This window comes from Enterococcus sp. DIV1421a (assembly GCF_051711025.1).
GTDB lineage: Bacteria > Bacillota > Bacilli > Lactobacillales > Enterococcaceae > Enterococcus_B > Enterococcus_B hirae.
The window spans coordinates 1,070,827-1,091,317 of the sequence record NZ_JBIOLU010000001.1; the positions used below are offsets into that span (position 1 = coordinate 1,070,827).

18 protein-coding genes and 1 riboswitch are annotated in these 20,491 nt (G+C 36.3%); of the genes, 15 read left to right on the plus strand and 3 right to left on the minus strand.

Annotated features, from left to right (window positions below; genetic code table 11):
• Positions 1 to 11: 11 nt before the first annotated feature.
• The 8 genes from IGK21_RS04960 (at position 12) to IGK21_RS04995 (ending at position 7,986) form a co-directional block, all read left to right on the plus strand.
• Positions 12 to 383 (plus strand): hypothetical protein, encoded by a 372-nt coding sequence (locus IGK21_RS04960; RefSeq protein ID WP_010719581.1) that lies wholly within the window; start codon positions 12 to 14, stop codon positions 381 to 383.
• On the plus strand, positions 380 to 1,147 hold the full coding sequence (locus IGK21_RS04965; RefSeq protein ID WP_277749450.1) for a segregation/condensation protein A: 768 nt from the start codon (positions 380 to 382) through the stop codon (positions 1,145 to 1,147). The genes IGK21_RS04960 and IGK21_RS04965 overlap by 4 nt, the downstream gene beginning before the upstream one ends.
• On the plus strand, positions 1,131 to 1,706 hold the full coding sequence (scpB, locus tag IGK21_RS04970) for an SMC-Scp complex subunit ScpB (protein WP_181914903.1): 576 nt from the start codon (positions 1,131 to 1,133) through the stop codon (positions 1,704 to 1,706). The genes IGK21_RS04965 and scpB overlap by 17 nt, the downstream gene beginning before the upstream one ends.
• A complete protein-coding gene (locus IGK21_RS04975) occupies positions 1,706 to 2,422 on the plus strand; it encodes a pseudouridine synthase (RefSeq protein WP_010719578.1) in 717 nt (238 codons plus the stop codon). The genes scpB and IGK21_RS04975 overlap by 1 nt, the downstream gene beginning before the upstream one ends.
• A gap of 80 nt (positions 2,423 to 2,502) precedes the next feature.
• A riboswitch (FMN riboswitch) is annotated at positions 2,503 to 2,626 on the plus strand.
• 121 nt (positions 2,627 to 2,747) lie between these two features.
• Positions 2,748 to 3,362 carry an ECF transporter S component gene (locus tag IGK21_RS04980; protein WP_010737347.1) on the plus strand — a complete coding sequence of 205 codons (615 nt, stop codon included), beginning with the start codon at positions 2,748 to 2,750 and terminating at the stop codon, positions 3,360 to 3,362.
• 596 nt (positions 3,363 to 3,958) lie between these two features.
• The gene (locus IGK21_RS04985) at positions 3,959 to 5,482 is read left to right on the plus strand and encodes a YfcC family protein (RefSeq protein ID WP_010719576.1); all 1,524 of its coding nucleotides are present in this window, start codon (positions 3,959 to 3,961) and stop codon (positions 5,480 to 5,482) included.
• A gap of 151 nt (positions 5,483 to 5,633) precedes the next feature.
• Positions 5,634 to 6,974 carry a M20 family metallopeptidase gene (locus IGK21_RS04990; RefSeq protein ID WP_034867515.1) on the plus strand — a complete coding sequence of 447 codons (1,341 nt, stop codon included), beginning with the start codon at positions 5,634 to 5,636 and terminating at the stop codon, positions 6,972 to 6,974.
• 286 nt (positions 6,975 to 7,260) lie between these two features.
• Positions 7,261 to 7,986: an alpha/beta hydrolase gene (locus IGK21_RS04995; protein ID WP_053766480.1), complete on the plus strand. Its 726-nt coding sequence runs from the start codon at positions 7,261 to 7,263 to the stop codon at positions 7,984 to 7,986.
• A gap of 374 nt (positions 7,987 to 8,360) precedes the next feature.
• Here the strand turns inward: IGK21_RS04995 and IGK21_RS05000 are convergent, their stop codons facing one another.
• On the minus strand, positions 8,361 to 8,579 hold the full coding sequence (locus IGK21_RS05000) for a ferredoxin (RefSeq protein ID WP_010719573.1): 219 nt from the start codon (positions 8,577 to 8,579) through the stop codon (positions 8,361 to 8,363).
• 30 nt (positions 8,580 to 8,609) lie between these two features.
• Between IGK21_RS05000 and IGK21_RS05005 the strand changes: the two genes are divergently transcribed.
• The 5 genes from IGK21_RS05005 (at position 8,610) to rpsA (ending at position 13,805) form a co-directional block, all read left to right on the plus strand.
• The gene (locus tag IGK21_RS05005; RefSeq protein ID WP_181914904.1) at positions 8,610 to 9,638 is read left to right on the plus strand and encodes a helix-turn-helix domain-containing protein; all 1,029 of its coding nucleotides are present in this window, start codon (positions 8,610 to 8,612) and stop codon (positions 9,636 to 9,638) included.
• Positions 9,622 to 11,013, plus strand: a complete 1,392-nt coding sequence (locus tag IGK21_RS05010; protein ID WP_181918554.1) for a RecQ family ATP-dependent DNA helicase — start codon at positions 9,622 to 9,624, stop codon at positions 11,011 to 11,013. Before IGK21_RS05005 ends, IGK21_RS05010 begins: the two co-directional genes overlap by 17 nt.
• An 84-nt stretch (positions 11,014 to 11,097) precedes the next feature.
• Entirely contained in the window at positions 11,098 to 11,724 is a 627-nt protein-coding gene (locus IGK21_RS05015) for an SAG1386/EF1546 family surface-associated protein (protein ID WP_181914906.1), read from the plus strand.
• A 46-nt stretch (positions 11,725 to 11,770) separates the two neighbouring features.
• A complete protein-coding gene (gene cmk, locus IGK21_RS05020) occupies positions 11,771 to 12,448 on the plus strand; it encodes a (d)CMP kinase (protein ID WP_181914907.1) in 678 nt (225 codons plus the stop codon).
• Positions 12,449 to 12,572: 124 nt separating this feature from the next.
• On the plus strand, positions 12,573 to 13,805 hold the full coding sequence (gene rpsA, locus IGK21_RS05025; protein ID WP_010719568.1) for a 30S ribosomal protein S1: 1,233 nt from the start codon (positions 12,573 to 12,575) through the stop codon (positions 13,803 to 13,805).
• A 311-nt stretch (positions 13,806 to 14,116) separates the two neighbouring features.
• Here the strand turns inward: rpsA and IGK21_RS05030 are convergent, their stop codons facing one another.
• Positions 14,117 to 14,989: an ROK family protein gene (locus IGK21_RS05030; RefSeq protein ID WP_181914908.1), complete on the minus strand. Its 873-nt coding sequence runs from the start codon at positions 14,987 to 14,989 to the stop codon at positions 14,117 to 14,119.
• Positions 14,990 to 15,213: 224 nt separating this feature from the next.
• On the minus strand, positions 15,214 to 17,157 hold the full coding sequence (locus IGK21_RS05035) for a sucrose-specific PTS transporter subunit IIBC (RefSeq protein WP_081128711.1): 1,944 nt from the start codon (positions 17,155 to 17,157) through the stop codon (positions 15,214 to 15,216).
• A 184-nt stretch (positions 17,158 to 17,341) separates the two neighbouring features.
• On the opposite strand from IGK21_RS05035, the gene IGK21_RS05040 reads away from it, so the two are divergent.
• Both IGK21_RS05040 and IGK21_RS05045 read left to right on the plus strand, forming a co-directional pair.
• Positions 17,342 to 18,781, plus strand: coding sequence for a sucrose-6-phosphate hydrolase (locus IGK21_RS05040; RefSeq protein ID WP_181914909.1), 1,440 nt, complete (start codon positions 17,342 to 17,344; stop codon positions 18,779 to 18,781).
• A 1-nt stretch (position 18,782) separates the two neighbouring features.
• On the plus strand, positions 18,783 to 19,745 hold the full coding sequence (locus IGK21_RS05045) for a LacI family DNA-binding transcriptional regulator (RefSeq protein ID WP_010737356.1): 963 nt from the start codon (positions 18,783 to 18,785) through the stop codon (positions 19,743 to 19,745).
• Positions 19,746 to 20,491: the final 746 nt, after the last annotated feature.

A 20,491-nucleotide genomic window follows, 5' to 3' on the forward strand; every position in this document is an offset into this window, starting at 1 on the left:
AAGGTGAAAAAATGTTAACACATTACCGAAAAGAAAATCGTAAAATTGCTATGGGACTGTTAAGTTTTCATAAGAAACTAACGGATAAATCGAATTTACTCAAAGAAATCAATACCTATGAAACAGAAGAAGGATATGAACTTTTTTTCTTCACACCAGAAGGTTCAACGAATATTCAAGGGATTATTGGTGTTTATTGGGGTGAAAATCAGGAATTGATTATTCACGATGTTTCATTGAATCCATCTTATCGGGGAGATCAGATGGGCTTTCAAATGCTTGATGAACTTCAAGAAAAATACCCAGACTTTTCCATACGACCAACAGAGATTACCCGTCCATATCTCGCAAAATGGGTCGATCGAAACAAGAAGAAAGAGTGAATATGGTGACAGAAATCAATATCAAATTAGATATATTTGAAGGACCCTTAGATTTACTCCTTCATTTGATCCAGCAAATGGAGATCGATATTTATGATATCCCGATTGCAACGATCACTGAGCAATACATGAGTTATATCCATACGATGAAAACTCTTGAACTTGCTGTTGCTGGAGAATATCTAGTGATGGCTGCCACGTTGATGGCGATCAAAAGCAAAACTTTGTTACCTGTTCAAGAAGCAATCATTGAAGATGAGTATTGGGAAGAGGACCCGCGTGACGAATTAGTCAATCAATTATTGGAATATCGAAAGTATAAGTATGCTGCAGAGCAGTTAACCGAAAAAGCCCAAGAGAGAAGCTTATATTATACGAAAGAACCAGTTGCAGTAGACGATCTCATTGGACAAGAGAAACCATTGAAACGGGGACAAGTCAAAAAGATTGATTTGTTTCATGCGATGGAAAAAATCTTAGAGCGAAAGAAATTCTCAGAGAAAGTTGAAAAAACGATTACTCCTGATGATACAACAATTGAAGAACGTATCATCTTTATTGAAGAGCGTCTTAAGCAACATCATAAGGGATGCTCTTTTGAGTCTTTTTTTGAAACGCCTTCGAAAACAGAAGTAGTCACTACATTTATGGCTTTATTAGAAATGATGAAAAATGGTCAGATCGTTGCGCAACAAGAAGGAAATTATGAAACAATTATGCTTTATCTAGCAGTAGGAGATACCAAAGATGACAAAATTAAGTGAACTTGAAGCCATTTTATTTATTGTTGGCGAGGAAGGAATCGGGTTAGAAGAAATCAGCTATCTGTTAACTATTACGAAAGAAGAGACAGCGGCTTTATTAACGGAATTAAAAACAAGATATGAAAATGATCCAGCTAGTGCTTTGCATATTTTGGAAACAGAGGCGCATGTCGTTTTAACAACCAAAAAAGAGTTAGCGCCATTGTTGAAACGATATGCCCAAGGGACGTCTAATACTCTCTCACAAGCAGCTGTCGAAACGTTGGCGATCATTGCATATAAACAACCGATTACCAGAGTAGAAATCGAACAAATTCGTGGGGTTCAAGTCTCAGGTGCCATTCAACGGCTAGCTGCTCATCAGTTGATTGAAGAAAAAGGACGTGTGGAAGGACCTGGACGACCTATTTTGTATGGGACGACTCCTTATTTTTTAGATTATTTTGGTCTGAACTCATTAAAAGACTTACCAGATATACAAGCAATGGAGCATTCATTAAACGAAGAGTCTTCACTCGACTTATTCTTTGATGAAATGGATGAAGGAGAACAGATATAATGGAAAGACTACAAAAAGTAATTGCGCATGCAGGGATCACTTCCAGACGTAAAGCGGAAGAATATATTTTGGCTGGACGAGTAAAAGTCAACGGCAAAGTAGTAAAAGAACTCGGAGTAAAAGTTAGCAAACGTGATTTGATCGAAGTAGATGAAGTGCCGATTTATCAAGAAGAATACGGGTACTATTTACTATATAAACCAAAAGGCGTGATTTCCGCTGTTGCTGATGACAAAGGGCGAAAAGTCGTAACTGATTTGCTTCCAATGGTGAAAGAACGAATTTATCCAGTAGGACGATTAGATTATGATACTTCGGGTATACTGCTCTTGACTAATGACGGTGATTTTGCGCAACGTTTGACCCACCCGAAACATGAAGTAGATAAAGTATATGTGGCGAAAGTCAAAGGGATTGCTACTAAAACAATGTTATCTCCCCTGACGAAAGGGATAAAAATCGAAGGGAAACGAACTTCACCAGCACGTTACCAAATATTATCTGTGGATCCTAAGACAAATCATAGTATCGTTGAATTGACTATCCATGAAGGTAGAAATCATCAAGTAAAAAATATGCTTCAAGCAGTTGGCTTACCTGTTCAAAAATTAAAACGAGAAAAATACGGCGATTTGACGCTTCAAGGCTTACGCCCTGGCGACTATCGTGAGTTGAACAAAAAAGAAGTCAGCAGTTTATTGAATCAATCAAAATGATTACTTACTTATTATAAGAATAAATGATTGCATTTTTTCTCAAGCGATGTATAATGTAAAGGTAAACAAAATTATAAATGGTTCGTCTTCAGGGGCAGGGTGAAATTCCCGACCGGTGGTTATAGTCCACGACCTACTTTACCTAAGTAGCTGAATCGGTGAAATTCCGATACCGACAGTATAGTCTGGATAAAGAAGATAGAGCTTATTTGACGTAGTTTTTTGCCAAATAACTCTAACTCTCCCTGTTATTGGAGAGTTTTTTTATTTGCAAAAAGTTCGTCGAAAAGTTCGCTGAAGAGGAGTCCTAACAGGAGGATTTCAAATGAAGAACACCCGTGTACAAAAAATGGTCGCTGTGGCATTATTTGCTGCGATCGGATTGGTTTTGCAATATATCGCATTTCCGATCATGCCAGCCTTTAGTTTTTTAAAGATCGATTTTAGTGATATCCCAGTACTGATCAGTATGTTTTTATTTGGTCCAGTTGCTGGATTGGTTACAGCTTTCTTACGATCGATCTTACACTTGATCACTACTGGCTTTTCACCAGATAATTTGGTAGGAGATACAGCCAGCTTTTTAGCAACAGCTATCTTTACCTTACCTATTTTCTACTTCTTCCGTAAGAAGACTCAAGTAGGGAAAAATAAGTTTTTAGGTGTGATTTCTGGTACGATCGCAATGACGATCTTCATGAGTGTCGCAAACTATTTTGTGATTACCCCATTGTACCTTATGTTTTTAGGTTTAAATGCTAATCAAATGTTAGGGATGCCGTTAGCTAATTATGTCCTGATCGGAATCGTCCCATTTAATATCATTAAAGGATTTATCGTCAGTGCTGCCTTTTTGGTTTTACACGCAAAATTATTGCCATGGTTAAGTCGGAAACAACACCAGTTGGCACAAAGACATACAGTGACGAACAACAAATAAATAGTACAGCAACTCATGCTCGTTTATCCATTTTCAGAGGGAAGCATGAATTGATGCCACTTTCTTAATTATTTTATCATTAAAAAAATCAGTCAAGGCTCCTTAACTTTTACAATATAAAAAGTTAAGGAGCCGTTTTTGTCAGTACTAGTATTTCTGAAAAAGTAGTCCAACTATTAGAAAAAAAGGGGATGAGAAAATAAACATTGTTTTTTCTAAAAAGAATTCAAGGAAATAAAAAAATATCGGAAATTTTAATGAAAAAAAATTCATTAACTCACGTTGTGTAAGCGTTTTATAAACGGTGTTTGAGTATTTCTTTTGTTTATGCATAAAAATGTATTTTATGATACAAAATGTGAAATTAATCACTTTTTGAATGATAAATAGTTTTGTTATAATGGAAGTGGAAAACGCTACAATTGTATTGAAAAAGCTTTACCTTAAATTTTATAGAGAAAGGAGTGAAAGCAGGATTTTTGAATAAAATTTGCCAAATCAATAGGTTATTGTTTTGGTTATCGTATTCTTTTTGATAAAATAACTGATGGAATCACTCTTATAAGATTCTAATGTTACAAGAAAGGGAGAAGAACATGGAACAAACAAAGAAGAAACAATTTCAAATGCCTTCAGCGTATACGGTCTTATTTATTATTATTGCGATTATCGCTGTACTAACTTGGTTCATACCAGCTGGACATTATAGTGTCAATGATGCAGGCAACATCATTGCTGGATCATATGAACGAGTAGAGCAAAATCCTCAGGGGCTATGGGATATCTTTATGGCACCGATTAATGGGATGCTAGGTGTACCTGCTGGGGAATTAACGAAAGAAACACCGGCTGCTATTCCAATTTCATTCTTTATTTTAGTTGTGGGTGGTTTCTTAGGTATTATCAATAAAACTGGTGCTTTGGATGCAGGGATTGCTTCCGTTGTAAAACGCTTTAAAGGGAAAGAAAAAATGTTGATCCCTGTGTTGATGATCTTATTTGCATTAGGTGGTTCAACTTATGGTATGGCGGAAGAAACTATTCCGTTCTATGCTTTATTGATTCCTGTTATGATGGCTGTTGGGTTTGATACAGTTGTTGCAGTAGCTATCGTTTTAGTAGGATCACAAGTTGGTTGTTTAGCTTCAACCGTTAATCCATTTGCTACTGGGGTCGCTTCTCAAGCAGTTGGTATCTCAATGGGTGAAGGAATCGGGTTACGTTTCTTGATGTTCGTGGTACTATTGGCTATCTCAATTGCTTATGTCTACCGTTACGCATCTAAAGTGGAAAAAGACCCAACGAAATCACTTGTATATAAACAACGTGAAGAAGACATCAAACATTTTGATATCGATTCAATTGGTCGTCAAGAATCAATTACTAAAAGACAAAAACATGTAAATATCCTATTTTTCATTACCTTTGGTATTATGATCATTAGTTTGATTCCTTGGACAACATTGAATAAAAACTTTACGATTTTTGAATCATTAACTAACTGGTTAACAGGGTTACCTGTAGTCGGAACTGTTTTAGGTAAAAACATGCTTCCTTTAGGAGAATGGTATTTCCCAGAAATTACCATGTTGTTCTTAGTGATGGCTATTGTAGTGGCAATCACTTACGGAATGAAAGAATCAGTCTTTATTTCTGAATTCTTAGCAGGAGCTTCAGATTTGATCGGTGTTGCGATCGTGGTAGCTGTTGCACGTGGTATCCAAGTTGTGATGAATAATGGTTTAATCACTGATACGATCTTACATTGGGGTGAACAAGGATTAAGTTCATTGTCATCTAGTGTCTTCTTGATCTTAACGTTTATCTTCTATATCCCTATGTCATTCTTGATCCCATCAACTTCTGGACTAGCAGCAGCTACTATGGGAATCATGGGACCAATGGGTGAATTTGCAGGCGTTGGTAAAGATTTAGTTATCACTGCTTATCAATCAGCATCTGGTTTGGTCAACTTGATCACACCAACATCAGCAATCGTTATGGGGGCTGTTGCGATCGCTCGTTTTGATATTTCCGTTTGGTGGAAATTCACAGGAAAATTGATTGCTATCCTATTCGTAGCCATTTGTGTTATCTTAGGTGTAGCGGCAATGTTATAACAAAGTAGACAAAACCGTTGACTTAGAGTGTACATGGTTTTTTACTTGATGTGAATGGACAAGATCCAAGCTCAACTATTTATTGTTTGAAAAAAGAGGTTGTGTCTGTTGTTTTGACATAACCTTTTTATTATATTAGGAGGCTAGTAACATGAAACAATTTGTAACAAAACAACATCATGAACAAGCATTGGAATCTTTAAATGAATTGATTCGAATCCCTTCAGTTCTGGACGAATCAGATACTGGTGAAGGGCATCCTTTTGGGACAAAAGTGATCGAAGCATTGGATAAAGTGTTAGAAATCAGTGAAAATCTAGGATTTAAGACATTTAAAGATCCAGAAGGATATTATGGTTATGCGGAAGTCGGATCTGGCGATGAGCTATTTGGTATCTTGTGTCATATGGATGTCGTTCCAGCTGGCGATGAAAACAATTGGGATTCTAAACCATTTGAACCAACTGTCAAAGATGGTTGGTTGATTGGACGAGGATCACAAGATGACAAGGGACCTTCTATCGCTGCAATGTATGCTGTCAAAGCGTTGATGGATGCAGGCGTTGAATTTAATACACGTATCCGATTTATTTTTGGAACCGATGAAGAAAACTTGTGGCGTTGTTTAGATAAATACAACGAAAAAGAAGAAGGTATTACGCAAGGATTCGCACCAGATGCAGAGTTTCCATTGATTTATGCTGAAAAAGGATTACTACAAGCTTACCTAACTGGACCGGGAACATCTGAATTTTCAGTTAAAGCTGGTGGCGCACTGAATGTCGTTCCAGATGCAGCTCCTTATGCTGGTGAAAAATTAGCTGAAGTCAAAGAAGCATTGAAAAAACATGGATTTGACTTTGAAGATCAAGGAGAATCAATTGTCGTTCTTGGAAAAAGTATCCATGCCAAAGATGCAGCAGAAGGTGTCAATGCAATCTCTCGTTTAGCGATTGCTCTTTCTGAAGTATTTGATTTTGCTCCAATCAACTTCTTAGGTCAATTAGTTCAAGAAAATGCTACTGGTGAAAACGTGGTAGGAAAAACGGTGGATGAACAATCTGGCGAATTGACAATGAACTTTGCTAGTCTGGAAATCACTCCTGAACAAACTAAAATCGGGGTCGACATGCGTATCCCAGTAACTTTCAAAAAAGATGAACTCGTAGAAAAACTAACAGAAACTGCTAAAAAGTATGACTTGACTTATGAAGAATTTGACTTCTTAGATTCCCTTTATGTTCCATTAGACAGTGAATTGATCAAAAATCTTTTAGGAACTTACCGTGATATTACTGGTGATATGACTGAACCATTTGTATCTGGCGGTGCAACTTTTGCGCGGACGATGAACCAATGTGTAGCATTTGGTGCAATGTTCCCAGATACCCCTGATTTTATGCATCAGGCAAATGAACGTTGGGAACTAAGTAGCATGTACAAAGCAATGGAAATCTATGCAGAAGCTGTGTACCGTTTGTGTGGAAAATAATCATTTGAAATGCTCAACTAAATACACTTTAGTTCAATAGAGAACGAAACTGCTCTCTTACTGTTAAAGGCTGATGAAGGTCAATGTACATTCATCAGCCTTTTGTTTTGTTATAGTGGGTCTTGTAGAGGGGAAGAGTCAGGTCTAAGAAAGATCGCATTTAGTGCCACTGGCTAAACAAATTTATTCTTTTTCAAGAAAAAAGAGTTGCAATTTATTCGTATTTTATTTAGTGTGAATTTATAATCGATCAATAGGTACGATAAAAGGAGAATAGGTGAGAGATGTGAAGATATTTAAGCGAGTATTAATTGGTATAATTATTTTTTTGGGGCTAGCAGGAGGCGCTGGGTACTACTATTTACAACAAAATACCTATGAACCATCTAGTCAAGCAAGTCAAATAGCCCAAAATGGAAAAGATAAAAAAGATTATTTATTTTTTGAGACGAAAGAAAAAAGTCAAAAACCACTGGTTATTTTTTATCCAGGTGCTTTGGTTGAACCAGCTAGTTATAGTGTCTGGGCTGAACAATTAGCAAAAAGTGGGTACTCCGTAGCAATCGCTAAGATGCCTCTTGACTTAGCCATACTTAGTGGGAATAAGGCAGATAAGATCAAAGAAGACTTTTCAAATCGAAATTATGTGATTGGTGGACACTCATTGGGGGGCGTCATGGCGAGTCGTTATGCTAATCAGCATTCTTCTGACAAACACTTAAAAGGAATCTTTTTCTTAGCAAGCTATCCTGATGAAAAAGGTACATTGGCGAAAACGACATTACCTGTATTAAGCCTGACTGCTTCTAATGATAAAGTCTTGAATCAAAAAGCCTATGAATCAGCTAAAGAATATTTACCTGAGCAAACAGAATATGTTTCGATTAATGGAGGAAATCATGGCGGATTTGGCAGCTATGGGGAACAAAAGGGAGACGGTAAAGCTAAGATTACAAACGAAGACCAACAAACAGCGATTATTAATACGTTAATCAATTGGTTAGGAGAATAGAGTTCCAGACCTAAATCTTACAGCTCACTTTAAAAATGAGTAAAAAGTGTGTATCAGCTCTTTGAAAAAAGCTTGGATTTTTTATAACATGAGAAACTGTTAAAAAAAATTCAAGCTTATTGTTATCGTAGCTTCCCGCTTCTTTCATGACTCTATCTAAGGCAGTTCAGAAGTCCATTTATCAGAAACTTTGCCGAAGAGCTACATAAGTCACAATCTTTATATAAATAGACTAGAGATAAATCAACTCAAACTTTCACTTGAACATAGAAAGAAATTTGTTCAGACACCATTTCCAGGTCAACTGCCTACTTTTCAAATCATCATTGTTAGAAACACTTACATTGATCTATATTCATTTGGTTAACTAGTTTTCATGATTTCTCTAATAAAATAGCTCTTACTGGACATTTTTGATAAGCTTTTCTGACGGCTTCCTCGTCAGTTTGAGAAACAAATTGCTGATGAGCTTCTGGTTCTTGCGCAAATAAAACGATTCCTTCTTCATCATAATCAAAGATATCTGGGGCTTCGATTTGACAAAGACCACAAGCGATACAGCGCTCAGGTACTAATTTACATAGTAATGACATTTTGACCATCCTATTCTTAAGGGGAGTAATATGACTTCATTTATTTTAGCTTTATTTTCAACAAGAAACAAGTTAAGGATCAGCTCCTTATACCAAGTTATCACAGGAAAACGAACGAGTTCGGTATTGATTTATAGTTTTTTAAACCATTTATTATTTATACATGGTAGTTTTCCTAAAATGAATCAAGAAGAATTTACACGTATCATTGACCAATTAGTTGACCAAAAGTTCCTTATTCAGCTAGAAGATGGCGTGATGATCACTCATTTAGGTGAAAAAGCTTTAGCAGAAGAAATAATTGATCTAGAAGGGCTCCATTATGATCGTTATGGCAGAACCGCTGAGAATTGTTGGCGGTTGATCAAGTTTGCTGTTCAAGTTGTCTCTCATCTGGTAAATAATAAAAAGGAATACTTACCGATTGAAACTAGTCCCTATTATACTATCCAAGTAAAAAAATGGTTAGCTGACACACAACTAGATCGACAAACCCTAGCAAAAAAATTAAGCCAAGAACTGAGTGAAATCTTTTTAACGATGACGTCTGAATCGGCTAATTTTCTGGCCAATCAATTTTCAGGTATCCAGTCACCTGGTTTATTAACTTATCAATTAACAGAAATAACCAATGAAGTGCAACGTGAATTGTATGAAGCAAAGCAAGTACACCTGCTGCTAAAAACAATCGAAGAAAAAAAAGATTCGTTGCTTTTTCAATTGGTTTCACCACTACTTATGCAAAACTTCAATCAAAGTATGTTAACGACGAGAAAACTGATTTTATCTGGATGCTCAATTGATGAAGTAATGAAGATACGTCATTTAAAAAGAGGAACAGTAACCGATCATTTGATCGAATGGCAACTTTATTTAACTGATTTTCCTTATCAAAAAATGATCACCAAGCAGACATTTAAGCGACTAAGTCAACTATCGAACATCAAAGAATGGAATTATCGAGAATTAAATGAAGTCGCACCACTAGACTATGGAGAGTTTCGTTTTTATCAAATTGGTGTATTGAAAGGGGAACTGAAGAATGTCGCTGAAGGATGAACTACAAAAACGTTTTGGATTTACTTCGTTTCGTTCAGGACAAGAAGAAATCATCCAGTCTTTATTGAATGACCAAGATGTCCTCGCAGTGTTACCTACAGGAAATGGAAAAAGTCTATGCTACCAACTGACCGGTTATCTGCGTGAAGGAATGGTTCTCATTGTTTCACCTTTGCTTTCATTGATGGAGGATCAGGTGATGCAACTACAGAAACAAGGAGAAAAGCGAGTTGTTGCTTTCAATAGTTTACTATCTAGAACAGAACGATATTATGTGTTAAATCATTTGTCCAATTATAAATTTTTATTTTTAAGTCCAGAAATGTTGACGCAAAAAGATGTGATAGAACAATTACAAAAACAAAAAATTGGGTTATATGTGATCGATGAGGCGCATTGCGTTTCTCAGTGGGGGGTAGATTTTCGTCCGGAATACCAACAACTAGGAGAAATTGCTCAGAAATTAGGCTCTCCAGTAACGCTTGCCTTGACAGCAACCGCTACTACAGCCGTGCAACATGATATTGAAACTGTCTTGTTTCAAGAAGTGCCAGTTCGAATTATCCATTCGGTTAATCGACAAAATATTGCTTTATATGTCAAAAAGACTTCCCAAAAAGAAGCTGATCTAGAGGACCTGATGAAACAAGCAAAAGGCTCGATGATTATTTATTGTGCGACAAAGAAAGAGGTAGAGCGTTTGTATCAGCTATTTCGCTCACGTTTTACTATCGGCTATTATCATGGTGGATTAGAGGCATCACAAAGGCGACAGTTGCAACAACAATTTAGTCAAAATAAACTTCAATTTTTGATTGCGACGAATGCTTTTGGTATGGGCATCGATAAGCCAGATATTCGTTATGTTGTCCATTACGATTTACCAGATAGTTTAGAAAATTATGTTCAAGAAATCGGGCGTGCGGGAAGAGACCAACAGGCGAGTGAAGCGATTCTTTTATACAAAGAAAATGACGAACGCATTCATTATTTTTTTAATCAACTTTCTAGAGAACAACGACAAAGTTTTGAAATTTATCTGCAATATCATAGCAATGAACAAGAACAATTCGATGAGATTCAACAAAAATGGTTAGAAATAATTGCACAAACGAGCAATCCGCAAGAGTGGTTAAATCGGCTAAAACGTCAAGAAAAAGAAAAGGAATATCGACTACAACAAATGCTTCATTATGTCAATGCAAAGACTTGTCGAAGAGCGCTGATTCTTGAATACTTTGGGGAGAAACTGATAAAAAAACCAGAAAAATGTTGTGATATTGATGGAGCAGTCCTTACGAGTCAGGAAAATAGAGAAGTCAGCCCATCTGTAGAGCTAAAACAGTGGCAAGATATTTTACTAAATTTATTTTAAAAAAACATTGGATAGAAAATTTATAAGACAATCGCGTTCTGGCTATGGTATAATATTCACGATAGAAATTAGGAGGTTAATAAGGTGAGCAGAAAAGATAGACATCATTCATCAGAAAATAATGAAACACAAGAGCCATGGGAACAACCGATTTATGACACTGAAGACGAAGTTTCTTCAAGAAGTTCTCAACGACAACAAAAGAAAGGCAACACGCTGTTTTTGTCTCTCTTCTTAGTATTATTAGTATTGTGTATTGCAATTCCAGCGGGAGCTTACTTCTGGATTAGAAATGGTTCTTCCAATGCTTCAAGTGCGTCATCAACTACAACAACATCTTCTGTAGTAGAAAGTACGACGTCATCAGAAGTATCATCAACAAAAGAATCAAGTACGGAACCAGAAAGTACTACTCAGACGGAATCAGTAGTAGCAAGTACACCACAAAGTACTACTGTACCAGAGGAAACAACGCCTTCGACAACGTCTACTTACCAACAAGAAACACAACCAACGAGCACGGTAGAAGAAGCGACAACACCATCCTCTTCGGCTGCTGCAGATGGGTCAATGGTGACTGTTCAACCGGGTGACGGACCTAAACAAGTGGCTGAACGTGCCGGGATCACTATTGATCAATTATTTGCACTAAATGGAATAGATCCAAACGATTATATGATTTATCCTGGTCAACAATTAAAAGTTAAATAATCTTAGCCGCGATCTGCGGCTTTTTTTTTGAAAAGGGAGTTATAGCATGACACAAATCAGTATTGCAATAGATGGACCTGCTTCGTCAGGTAAAAGTACTGTTGCAAAAATTTTGGCAAAAGAATACAACTATATTTATACCGATACAGGTGCCATGTATCGTGCCATTACGTATCTAGCGATAAAACATCAAGTACCTTTTGGAGATGAAGAGCAACTCGTAAAGCTGATCCAAGCCTATCCAATCTCTTTTATCCAAGAGACAGACGGTCAACACGTTCTGGTGGCAGACCAAGATGTGACTGCGGAAATTCGTCAGCCAGATGTGACCAAGGCAGTTTCTGAAGTTTCTGCTCATCAAAAAGTACGTGAAGCACTGGTTTCGATCCAACGTAAAATTGGTGAACATGGTGGGGTTGTAATGGACGGTCGAGATATTGGTACTTCTGTTTTACCTCAAGCAGAAGTGAAAATATTTTTAGTAGCAAGTGTAACAGAACGGGCACAAAGACGCTATAAAGAAAATATTGAAAAAGGGATACCAACAGAGTTGGAAACTCTTACGAAGGAAATCCAAGAGAGAGATCATTATGATTCTACAAGAAAAGTATCCCCTTTAAGACAAGCGGATGATGCCATTCGAATCGACACTACGGGAAAATCGATTACGGAAGTTGTCCAATCCATCAAAAAAGTGGTCACAGAAAAAGGCTATCTTTTGTAAAAAGGGAAAAATCCAGGATTTTTAGGGTAAACCAAACGAAATCGCTTTATTTTTTTTTAATAATCAATTAAACTAAAATTAGTACCGTTGTTACGGCAGAATGTTGGTTAGGAGGACAAATGTTATGACAGAATTTGAACAAAATCAAACAGAAAACAGTCAATCAATGGAAGATGCAATGAATAGCGTCCAAGAAGTAAACGTTGGAGACGTTGTATCCGGCGAAGTTTTAGTAATCGAAGATAAACAAGTTGTGGTAGGAATCGAAGGTGCCGGAGTTGAAGGCGTCGTTCCTGCTAAAGAATTGTCTACTTCACCTGTTGAAGATATCAACGAGGTAGTAAAAGTAGGAGATACTCTAGAACTTGTAGTTATCAGTACTATCGGAAAAGATAAAGAAAACGGTAGCTATTTGCTTTCAAAACGCCGTTTGGATGCCAAAAAAGTTTGGGAAGATATCGAAAAAGATTTCCAAGCAGGTAATATCATCGAAGCACCTGTGACGAATGTCGTAAAAGGCGGCTTAGTCGTTGATGTAGGTGTTCGTGGTTTTGTACCAGCTTCAATGGTGGAAGATCATTTTGTTGCTGATTTTTCAGAATACAAAGGTCAAACATTGGCGTTCAAGATCGTTGAGATCGAACCTTCAGAAAACCGTTTAATTCTTTCACACAAAGCAGTTGTGGAAACGGAAAAAGAAGAAAAGAAAAAAGAAATTCTAGCCAATATTCACGAGGGAGACGTTATCGACGGACGAGTAGCTCGTATTACTGATTTTGGTGCTTTCGTTGATTTAGGTGGAATTGATGGATTGGTCCATGTTTCTGAGATCTCACATAGCCATGTGGCGAAGCCTAGTGATGCTTTAGCAGTTGGGGATGAAGTAAAAGTAAAAGTTCTTTCGATTAATCCTGAACAAGAACGTGTTTCTCTTTCAATTAAAGACACGTTGCCTGGGCCTTGGACTGATATTGAAGAAAAAGCCACTGTTGGTTCAGTTTTAGATGGAAAAGTGAAACGTTTGACAAGCTTTGGTGCATTTGTAGAAGTATTCCCAGGGGTAGAAGGTCTGGTTCATATTTCTCAAATCTCTCACAAGCACATCGCTACACCTCATGAAGTACTTCATGAAGGGGATGAAGTGCAAGTAAAAGTTTTAGAAGTACATCCTGAAGAACATCGTATTGCCCTTAGCATCAAGGCTTTAGAAGAAAAACCAGCATCGGAAGAAGAACCAAAAGATGTTGAAACCTATGAATTACCAGAAGAAAATACTGGTTTCACAATGGGGGATCTTTTAGGTGATGCTTTGAAAGAAGAAGTCGAAGAAACGACTACTGATGATTCAGAAAAATAAAATTTTTGAGTGTTCATTTTAAAAAGACTGAAATGAGACAAAAAGATCAATCAATGTTTACAACATTGATTGATCTTTTTCTGTTATTATCACTAGAACTAGTTAAACTCACAAATCGAGTGAAAGATAAAACCAACTGCTGTGAGAAGGGCTAAGGAATACCTAATAAAGTACATCGTTTAGACCATACCCAATGGCTGTGCAAATGCCATATTGTATTCACAATTGGAGATATTAGATAGATGATTTGCTTAAACTATTTATCAGAGCTGGAGATTTCTGTCAAACTACTATCAAAACTCTATCATTGTTTAATTAGAAGCTATTTTTTGGGCTAGCCCTAAACAACCGATAATTCCAGCTTGATCTCCTAATTTTGGAAAAACAATATATTCTTCTATTTTCGGATGAGCAACATAATTCTGATTAAGTTTTGAAAATTCACGATGAATTTTCTCTTGTAAGTGTACTTGTTTCATTACACCACCACCTAAAATGATAATATCCGGTGAAAATATCATTGTAGTATTATGAATGCATTGGGCAATGTAAAAAGCTTCCATGTCCCAAAAAGGATGATCTTCCTTTAAATCTTGACCTTTAATTCCTATTCTCTTTTCGATAGCAGGTCCTGCTGCCATACCTTCTAAACAATTTTGATGATAAGGGCAGTTACCCTTAAAGTGATCGTCAGGGTGATTACGTACAATCATATGTCCCATTTCCGGATGACTGAATCCCTCGATAAATCTTCCATTTTGCAGTGCACCACCACCTATACCTGTGCCAACTGTATAATAAACAACTAATGAATGGCCTTGACCATGTCCAGCTATATATTCTCCATAAGCTGCAGCATTGACATCAGTTGTCCAATAAAAAGGAATTTTCTCAAAATTTCTTTTTAGATAACCAATAAAATCAAAATTTCTCCACGGTATTTTAGGTGTTGAGGTTATATATCCATATGTTTTCGATTCAGGATGGATATCAATAGGTCCGAAAGAACCAACAGCAATGCTAGACAATTCTGTTTCATATTTTTTGAAAAAAGAAACAACTTGTGGCATTGTTTCTCCTGGATTCAAAGTTTCAAAACTCACTCTCTCAATAACCTCTAATTGTGCATTACCAACTGCACAGACAAATTTTGTTCCTCCTGCTTCAATTGCACCGTATAGCATAAAACATTTCTCCTTATAGTTAAAGATGATTTCATGGGCAGTTATGCATTTAACCAATTTATTGTTCAGATTTTTAAAGAATTTAACTCGTTTATTTGTTATTTTCTTTTGAAAAATCGCTATTATTCCAGTTAATACATACATCAGATCGCGCATTGCCCTTTAAATTATCCGTTTATTGATGTTTTGGTTAGAAAGAATAATCAGTACTATTGACTATTACATTATTCAACTTCAAGTAAATCAGTAGTAGCGGTAACTGTTCCTTTAATAAGTGGTGTCACTTTTGAATAATCTGCGGTATTTGTCACAATAACCATTGTTGTATCATCAAGTCCTGCTTCTTTAATTAGCGTACGATCAAACGTTCCAAGGATATCTCCTTTTTTTACTTTTTGATTAGCAGTAACTTTTTGTATAAATCCTTTACCGCCCATCGATACGGTGTCAATACCAATATGAATCAGTATTTCAGCGCCGTCATTCGATTTAAGACCGTAAGCATGTCCAGTCTCAAATGTAACTTGAATAGTACCATCTACTGGAGAATAAACAGTGTCCCCAGTTGGTTTAATCGCAATACCTTTTCCCATAGTCTCTGAAGAAAATACTGGATCATTTACTGAATCAAGTCCAATCACTTCACCAGCAAGGGGACTAACGATTGTTTCTGAAGAATGATTTGTTTTAGTAGGTTCTCCAGAAGTAACTGTGGATTGTTGGGTGTTTTCTGAATGATTCGTTACTGTTTGATCCGTAAGAGCTTCTGCTGCAAAGATGCCTGAAGCTTTTGTTTTTCCATAAAAGTAAGTAATTGCAAAAGCAATCGCAAAGCTAATTAATTCACATAGTAAATAAAATGGGATAGAGGTTGCATTAATTGAAAGAAATCCAAGAAAACCTGCTGAACCAAGTGATACAGCAACTACTTTCAGTAGACCTGCTACTGCAGCGGCAACTCCGGAACCAATTAAAGCACAGAAAAATGGGAAACGATATTTTAAATTGACACCAAACAGAGCTGGTTCAGTAATTCCAAGAAGAGCTGATACCCCTGCAGAGGAAGCAAGACTTTTTGTTTTAGCATTTTTAGTCAAGAACCAGATAGCAAATGTTGCAGCACCTTGGGCAACATTCGCCATAGAAGCAACTACAAATATAAAGTCTCCATGTCCAATACCATTAGTCCATGCTGAAAGTAACTGCGTTTCAATTGCAGGAAATGATTGATGAAGACCTGTCATAACGATTAACGAGTAAGTTCCACCAAAAATACCCATTCCAATAAATCCGGTTGCATTATATAGCCAAACGATCGCATCTGTAATCCCGTTAGAAAGTAATAACATGACAGGGCCGATGACTGTGAAGGTTAGAAAGCCGGTAATGATTACAGATAATAAGGGGGTAAATGTAAAGTCAACGGATGATGGAAGTTTTTTGTGAAAAAACTTTTCCAGTATTGATAATAGCCAAACAGCTGCTAACACAGGAATGACTTGATAAGCATAGTTAGTTTGTGAGACATGATAACCAAAAATATTCCAATATTCCATAGAACCACCAAGTTGTGGTGTTGTCATAATCATTCCAATTGCAGCACCAAGGAACTGGTTGGCTCCAAAACGTTTAGCAGCGGAAATACCAACTAGAATAGGCAAAAACATAAATGGTGCAGCGGACATTAGTTGGATCATTGAGGAAATACCTTCAATCGCAGGATACATTTCTTCAATTGATTTTGGTCCAAAAAGTCCAGCAGCTGTTAAAAAGTTTTGTAATGCCATTAATAAACCACCTGCAACAAGGGCAGGTATAATTGGAACAAAAATATCTGATAATAATTTAATTAATGCCATAATGGGGTTGAATTTTTTATCTTTACTAGCAATTTGTTTTAAATCATCTGTTGAAATTTCTGAAAGTCCAGTTTTTTTGATAAGTTCGTCATAAACGAAATTAACATCACCTGCACCGATAATCACTTGATATTGTCCATCAATTTTAAATGTGCCTTTCACATCTGGATTTTCGTCTAAAGCTTTTTGATTCACTTTCGTGTCATCTTTTAGTACGAGACGAAGACGTGTAGCGCAGTGTGCAGCTGCAATAAGGTTATCTTTTCCGACCGCTTGTATTACGTCGGAAGCTACTTTACTGTAATTCATTCGAATCACTCCTTTTTTATTTTTACGTGAAAACGGTTCACTGAAATGCAAATTTATTTTAGCATATCTTAAAAATATGTCAAACGTTTATCATATAATTTATTTTTTTAAATGAAATGATTGATTTTTCAACGGAAAACGTTTACCATACTAGTTGTAAAAAGATAAATTGAAGGAGTAAAATATGAACTTACCTCGAGAAATACGATATCGTGCTTATTCTGATTGGACTAAAGATGAGATGGATAAAGTTAAGGATAATGTAAAACGATCACCTTGGCGTGCTAGCTATCATATCGAACCTAAAACAGGATTGTTAAACGATCCTAATGGTTTTTCTTTTTTTAACGGAAAATATACGCTTTTTTATCAAAATTGGCCATTTGGAGCTGCTCATGGTTTGAAAGAATGGGTGCACACTGAATCAGATGACTTAGTTCATTTTCATGTAACAGGAGCAGAACTTCTTCCAGACACAAAACGAGATAGCCACGGCGCTTATTCCGGTTCTGCATATGAAATAGAGGGGAATCTATTCTTACTCTATACAGGGAACGTTCGAAATGAAAATTGGGAACGTGATACACTTCAAATCGGAGCATGGATGGATAAAAACTACAACATTACGAAAGGTGAGAATGTTCTTATTCATCCACCTGCTGATGTAACTGATCATTTTCGTGATCCACAAATGTTTAATTATGAAGGACAATTGTATGCGATTGTTGGAGCACAAAATTTAGAAAAATCAGGCTTTATCAAACTTTACAAAGCGACTGACAATAACGTGGAAACATGGGAGGAAGTTGGCAACCTTGATTTTGGCGGCACTGGTTCAGAATACATGATTGAGTGTCCAAACCTGGTATTTGTAGACAAAAAACCTGTTCTTATTTATTGTCCTCAAGGGTTGGATAAATCTGAGCTTAATTATGGAAATATCTACCCAAATACTTTTAAGATCTGTCAATCGCTTGACATAGAAAAAGTGAAACTTGTGGGCGCTTCAGAAATTCAAAATCTTGATTATGGATTTGAAGCGTATGCGACTCAAGGATTCAATACTCCTGATGGTCGTGCTCTGATTGTCAGTTGGATTGGACTACCTGATATCGATTATCCAACTGATAAGTATGATTATCAGGGAGCAATGAGTCTTGTAAAAGAACTTTCAATAAAAGATGGTAAACTTTACCAATATCCAGTAGAAGCTATTACATCATTACGTGCTAGTTCTGAACAATTTACATCAAAAGCAGAAACAAATAATACTTATGAGCTTGAACTAACTTTTCCTCCAAATCAGAAATCGGAGTTACTTCTTTTCTCTGATAGTAAAGGAAATGGACTTAGCTTGATTGTAGATACCAAAGAAGGAAAAATTATTTTAGATCGCAGTAAAGCAGGCATTCAATATGCCACTGACTTTGGTACGATTCGTGAATGCTCAATTGATACTAAAGAAACAATTGCTAACATTTTTGTAGATAATTCAATCATTGAGATTTTTATTAATAAAGGAGAAAAAGTATTTACTAGTCGCGTATTCCCTGAGAAACACCAAAATGGTATTCAACTTAAATCAGGTGAACCGACTGGAAAATACTTTGAATTAAAATATTAATATGGTAGCAAAATTATCTGATGTCGCTGAACTAGCTGGAGTTAGCCCAACTACCGTTTCACGCGTCATTAACAATAAGGGATATTTATCGGAAAAAACAAAACAAAAAGTTCATGAAGCTATGAAAACTCTTGGTTATAAACCTAATAATCTAGCACGTGGACTTCAAGGAAAGTCACCCCAACTTATTGGGCTTATTTTTCCTAATATCAGTAATATCTTTTACTCTGAACTGATTGAGTATCTGGAAATCGAATTATTCAAACATGGCTATAAAACAATTATTTGCAATAGTCAGAACGATCCTGCTAAAGAGCGGGAATATATTGAAATGCTTGAAGCGAATCAAGTTGATGGGATTATCTCATCTAGTCATAATCTTGGAATTGCTGATTATGAGCGTGTGGGAGCACCTATTGTCGCTTTTGATAGAAACTTAGCTCCCAATGTTTCCATTGTTTCTTCAGACAACTTTGAAGGTGGAAAACTGGCTGCTAAAACGTTACAAAAAAATGGTTGTCAAAATAGTATTATGATTACAGGAAATGACAATACGGATTCTCCAACAGGGTTACGTGCGCTTGGTTTTTCTTTTCAAAATCCAAATGGCAAAGTTTTCAAAATTCCTAATAATCTCTCTACGATTCGTCGAGAAATGGAAATCAAGTCGACGATCCTAAGTCACAAACCAGATGGTATTTTTGTTTCTGATGATCTAACAGCCATTCTTACTATGAAAATTGCTCATCAGCTTAAACTTAATATCCCAGAAGATCTAAAAATTATTGGCTATGATGGAACATCTTTTGTTGAGAAATTTTTCCCACAATTGACCACAATCAGACAACCAATTGATGAAATCGCAAGTCTAATTGTTGATGTTCTTCTGAAAAAAATGAAGAATGAAAAGACAAGCAAGGATTACATTTTGCCAATCTCATTACTTCCTGGAGGGAGCATTTAACGTCAAATTCTTTTCTTGATGTTTATCACATTCGTTCAAAAAAATTTGGAGCTGATCGCTTCTTTCACGACCTTATCCACATGGTTCAAGAAGTTGCTTTAACAAAAAATTGCTGAAGAATACCAAAAATAGGAGGAACTATTTTTGGATTCTTCGGCTTATTTCTCATAGCTAGATATGGCATAAACTTTCCGGTTGTAGATTAATGAAATATGCATGTCCAGTTTTACAGGCTATTTAAAAGAAAAAGGACGTTAATAATTTCTGGTAAACATGAAAATAATAATTTGAGTTTGAAAATCAACATTTTTGGGCATCAGGCTATATTGTAGGCACAGTGGGACTAATGAAGTGACCATAAGAAAACACAGGCTAGAATAAGGAATTAGGATATTGCGCTAGATAAACTGAGAGTTTGAGAATATGAAGATCGTTGAAAGAATGAGAGTGAAGAAAAGAGCTTTCACATATCATGAAACAATAAAAAGAGTAGAAAATGAAAACGAGAGAAACAAATTATGCTATAATCAAATGTCACTGATCGATTTTAAGTTCAGTAGTGTGTGAATATTTAGGCTAACGCTCATCTAGCGGTTCTGAATATGGTTTTTAGGGTTATTTGAACAATGTAGTTCTTTAACCAAAGAAACAAGAATAAAAGATGGTTTCCTAGGGTTCAATATTCACTTTGATGTTTTATGAAAAAAAGTTGTCCAATGAATAAATACTTGCGTAATTTTAGCGAA

Bases quoted from the DNA above. Each gene is read 5' to 3' on its own strand.
- IGK21_RS04960 (WP_010719581.1), top strand. From the start codon at position 12: ATGTTAACACATTACCGAAAAGAAAATCGTAAAATTGCTATGGGACTG.
- scpB (WP_181914903.1), top strand. From the start codon at position 1,131: ATGACAAAATTAAGTGAACTTGAAGCCATTTTATTTATTGTTGGCGAG.
- IGK21_RS04975 (WP_010719578.1), top strand. From the start codon at position 1,706: ATGGAAAGACTACAAAAAGTAATTGCGCATGCAGGGATCACTTCCAGA.
- IGK21_RS04980 (WP_010737347.1), top strand. From the start codon at position 2,748: ATGAAGAACACCCGTGTACAAAAAATGGTCGCTGTGGCATTATTTGCT.
- IGK21_RS04985 (WP_010719576.1), top strand. From the start codon at position 3,959: ATGGAACAAACAAAGAAGAAACAATTTCAAATGCCTTCAGCGTATACG.
- IGK21_RS04990 (WP_034867515.1), top strand. From the start codon at position 5,634: ATGAAACAATTTGTAACAAAACAACATCATGAACAAGCATTGGAATCT.
- IGK21_RS05000 (WP_010719573.1), bottom strand. From the start codon at position 8,579: ATGTCATTACTATGTAAATTAGTACCTGAGCGCTGTATCGCTTGTGGT.
- IGK21_RS05005 (WP_181914904.1), top strand. From the start codon at position 8,610: ATGACTTCATTTATTTTAGCTTTATTTTCAACAAGAAACAAGTTAAGG.
- IGK21_RS05010 (WP_181918554.1), top strand. From the start codon at position 9,622: ATGTCGCTGAAGGATGAACTACAAAAACGTTTTGGATTTACTTCGTTT.
- cmk (WP_181914907.1), top strand. From the start codon at position 11,771: ATGACACAAATCAGTATTGCAATAGATGGACCTGCTTCGTCAGGTAAA.
- rpsA (WP_010719568.1), top strand. From the start codon at position 12,573: ATGACAGAATTTGAACAAAATCAAACAGAAAACAGTCAATCAATGGAA.
- IGK21_RS05030 (WP_181914908.1), bottom strand. From the start codon at position 14,989: ATGCTATACGGTGCAATTGAAGCAGGAGGAACAAAATTTGTCTGTGCA.
- IGK21_RS05035 (WP_081128711.1), bottom strand. From the start codon at position 17,157: ATGAATTACAGTAAAGTAGCTTCCGACGTAATACAAGCGGTCGGAAAA.
- IGK21_RS05040 (WP_181914909.1), top strand. From the start codon at position 17,342: ATGAACTTACCTCGAGAAATACGATATCGTGCTTATTCTGATTGGACT.
- IGK21_RS05045 (WP_010737356.1), top strand. From the start codon at position 18,783: ATGGTAGCAAAATTATCTGATGTCGCTGAACTAGCTGGAGTTAGCCCA.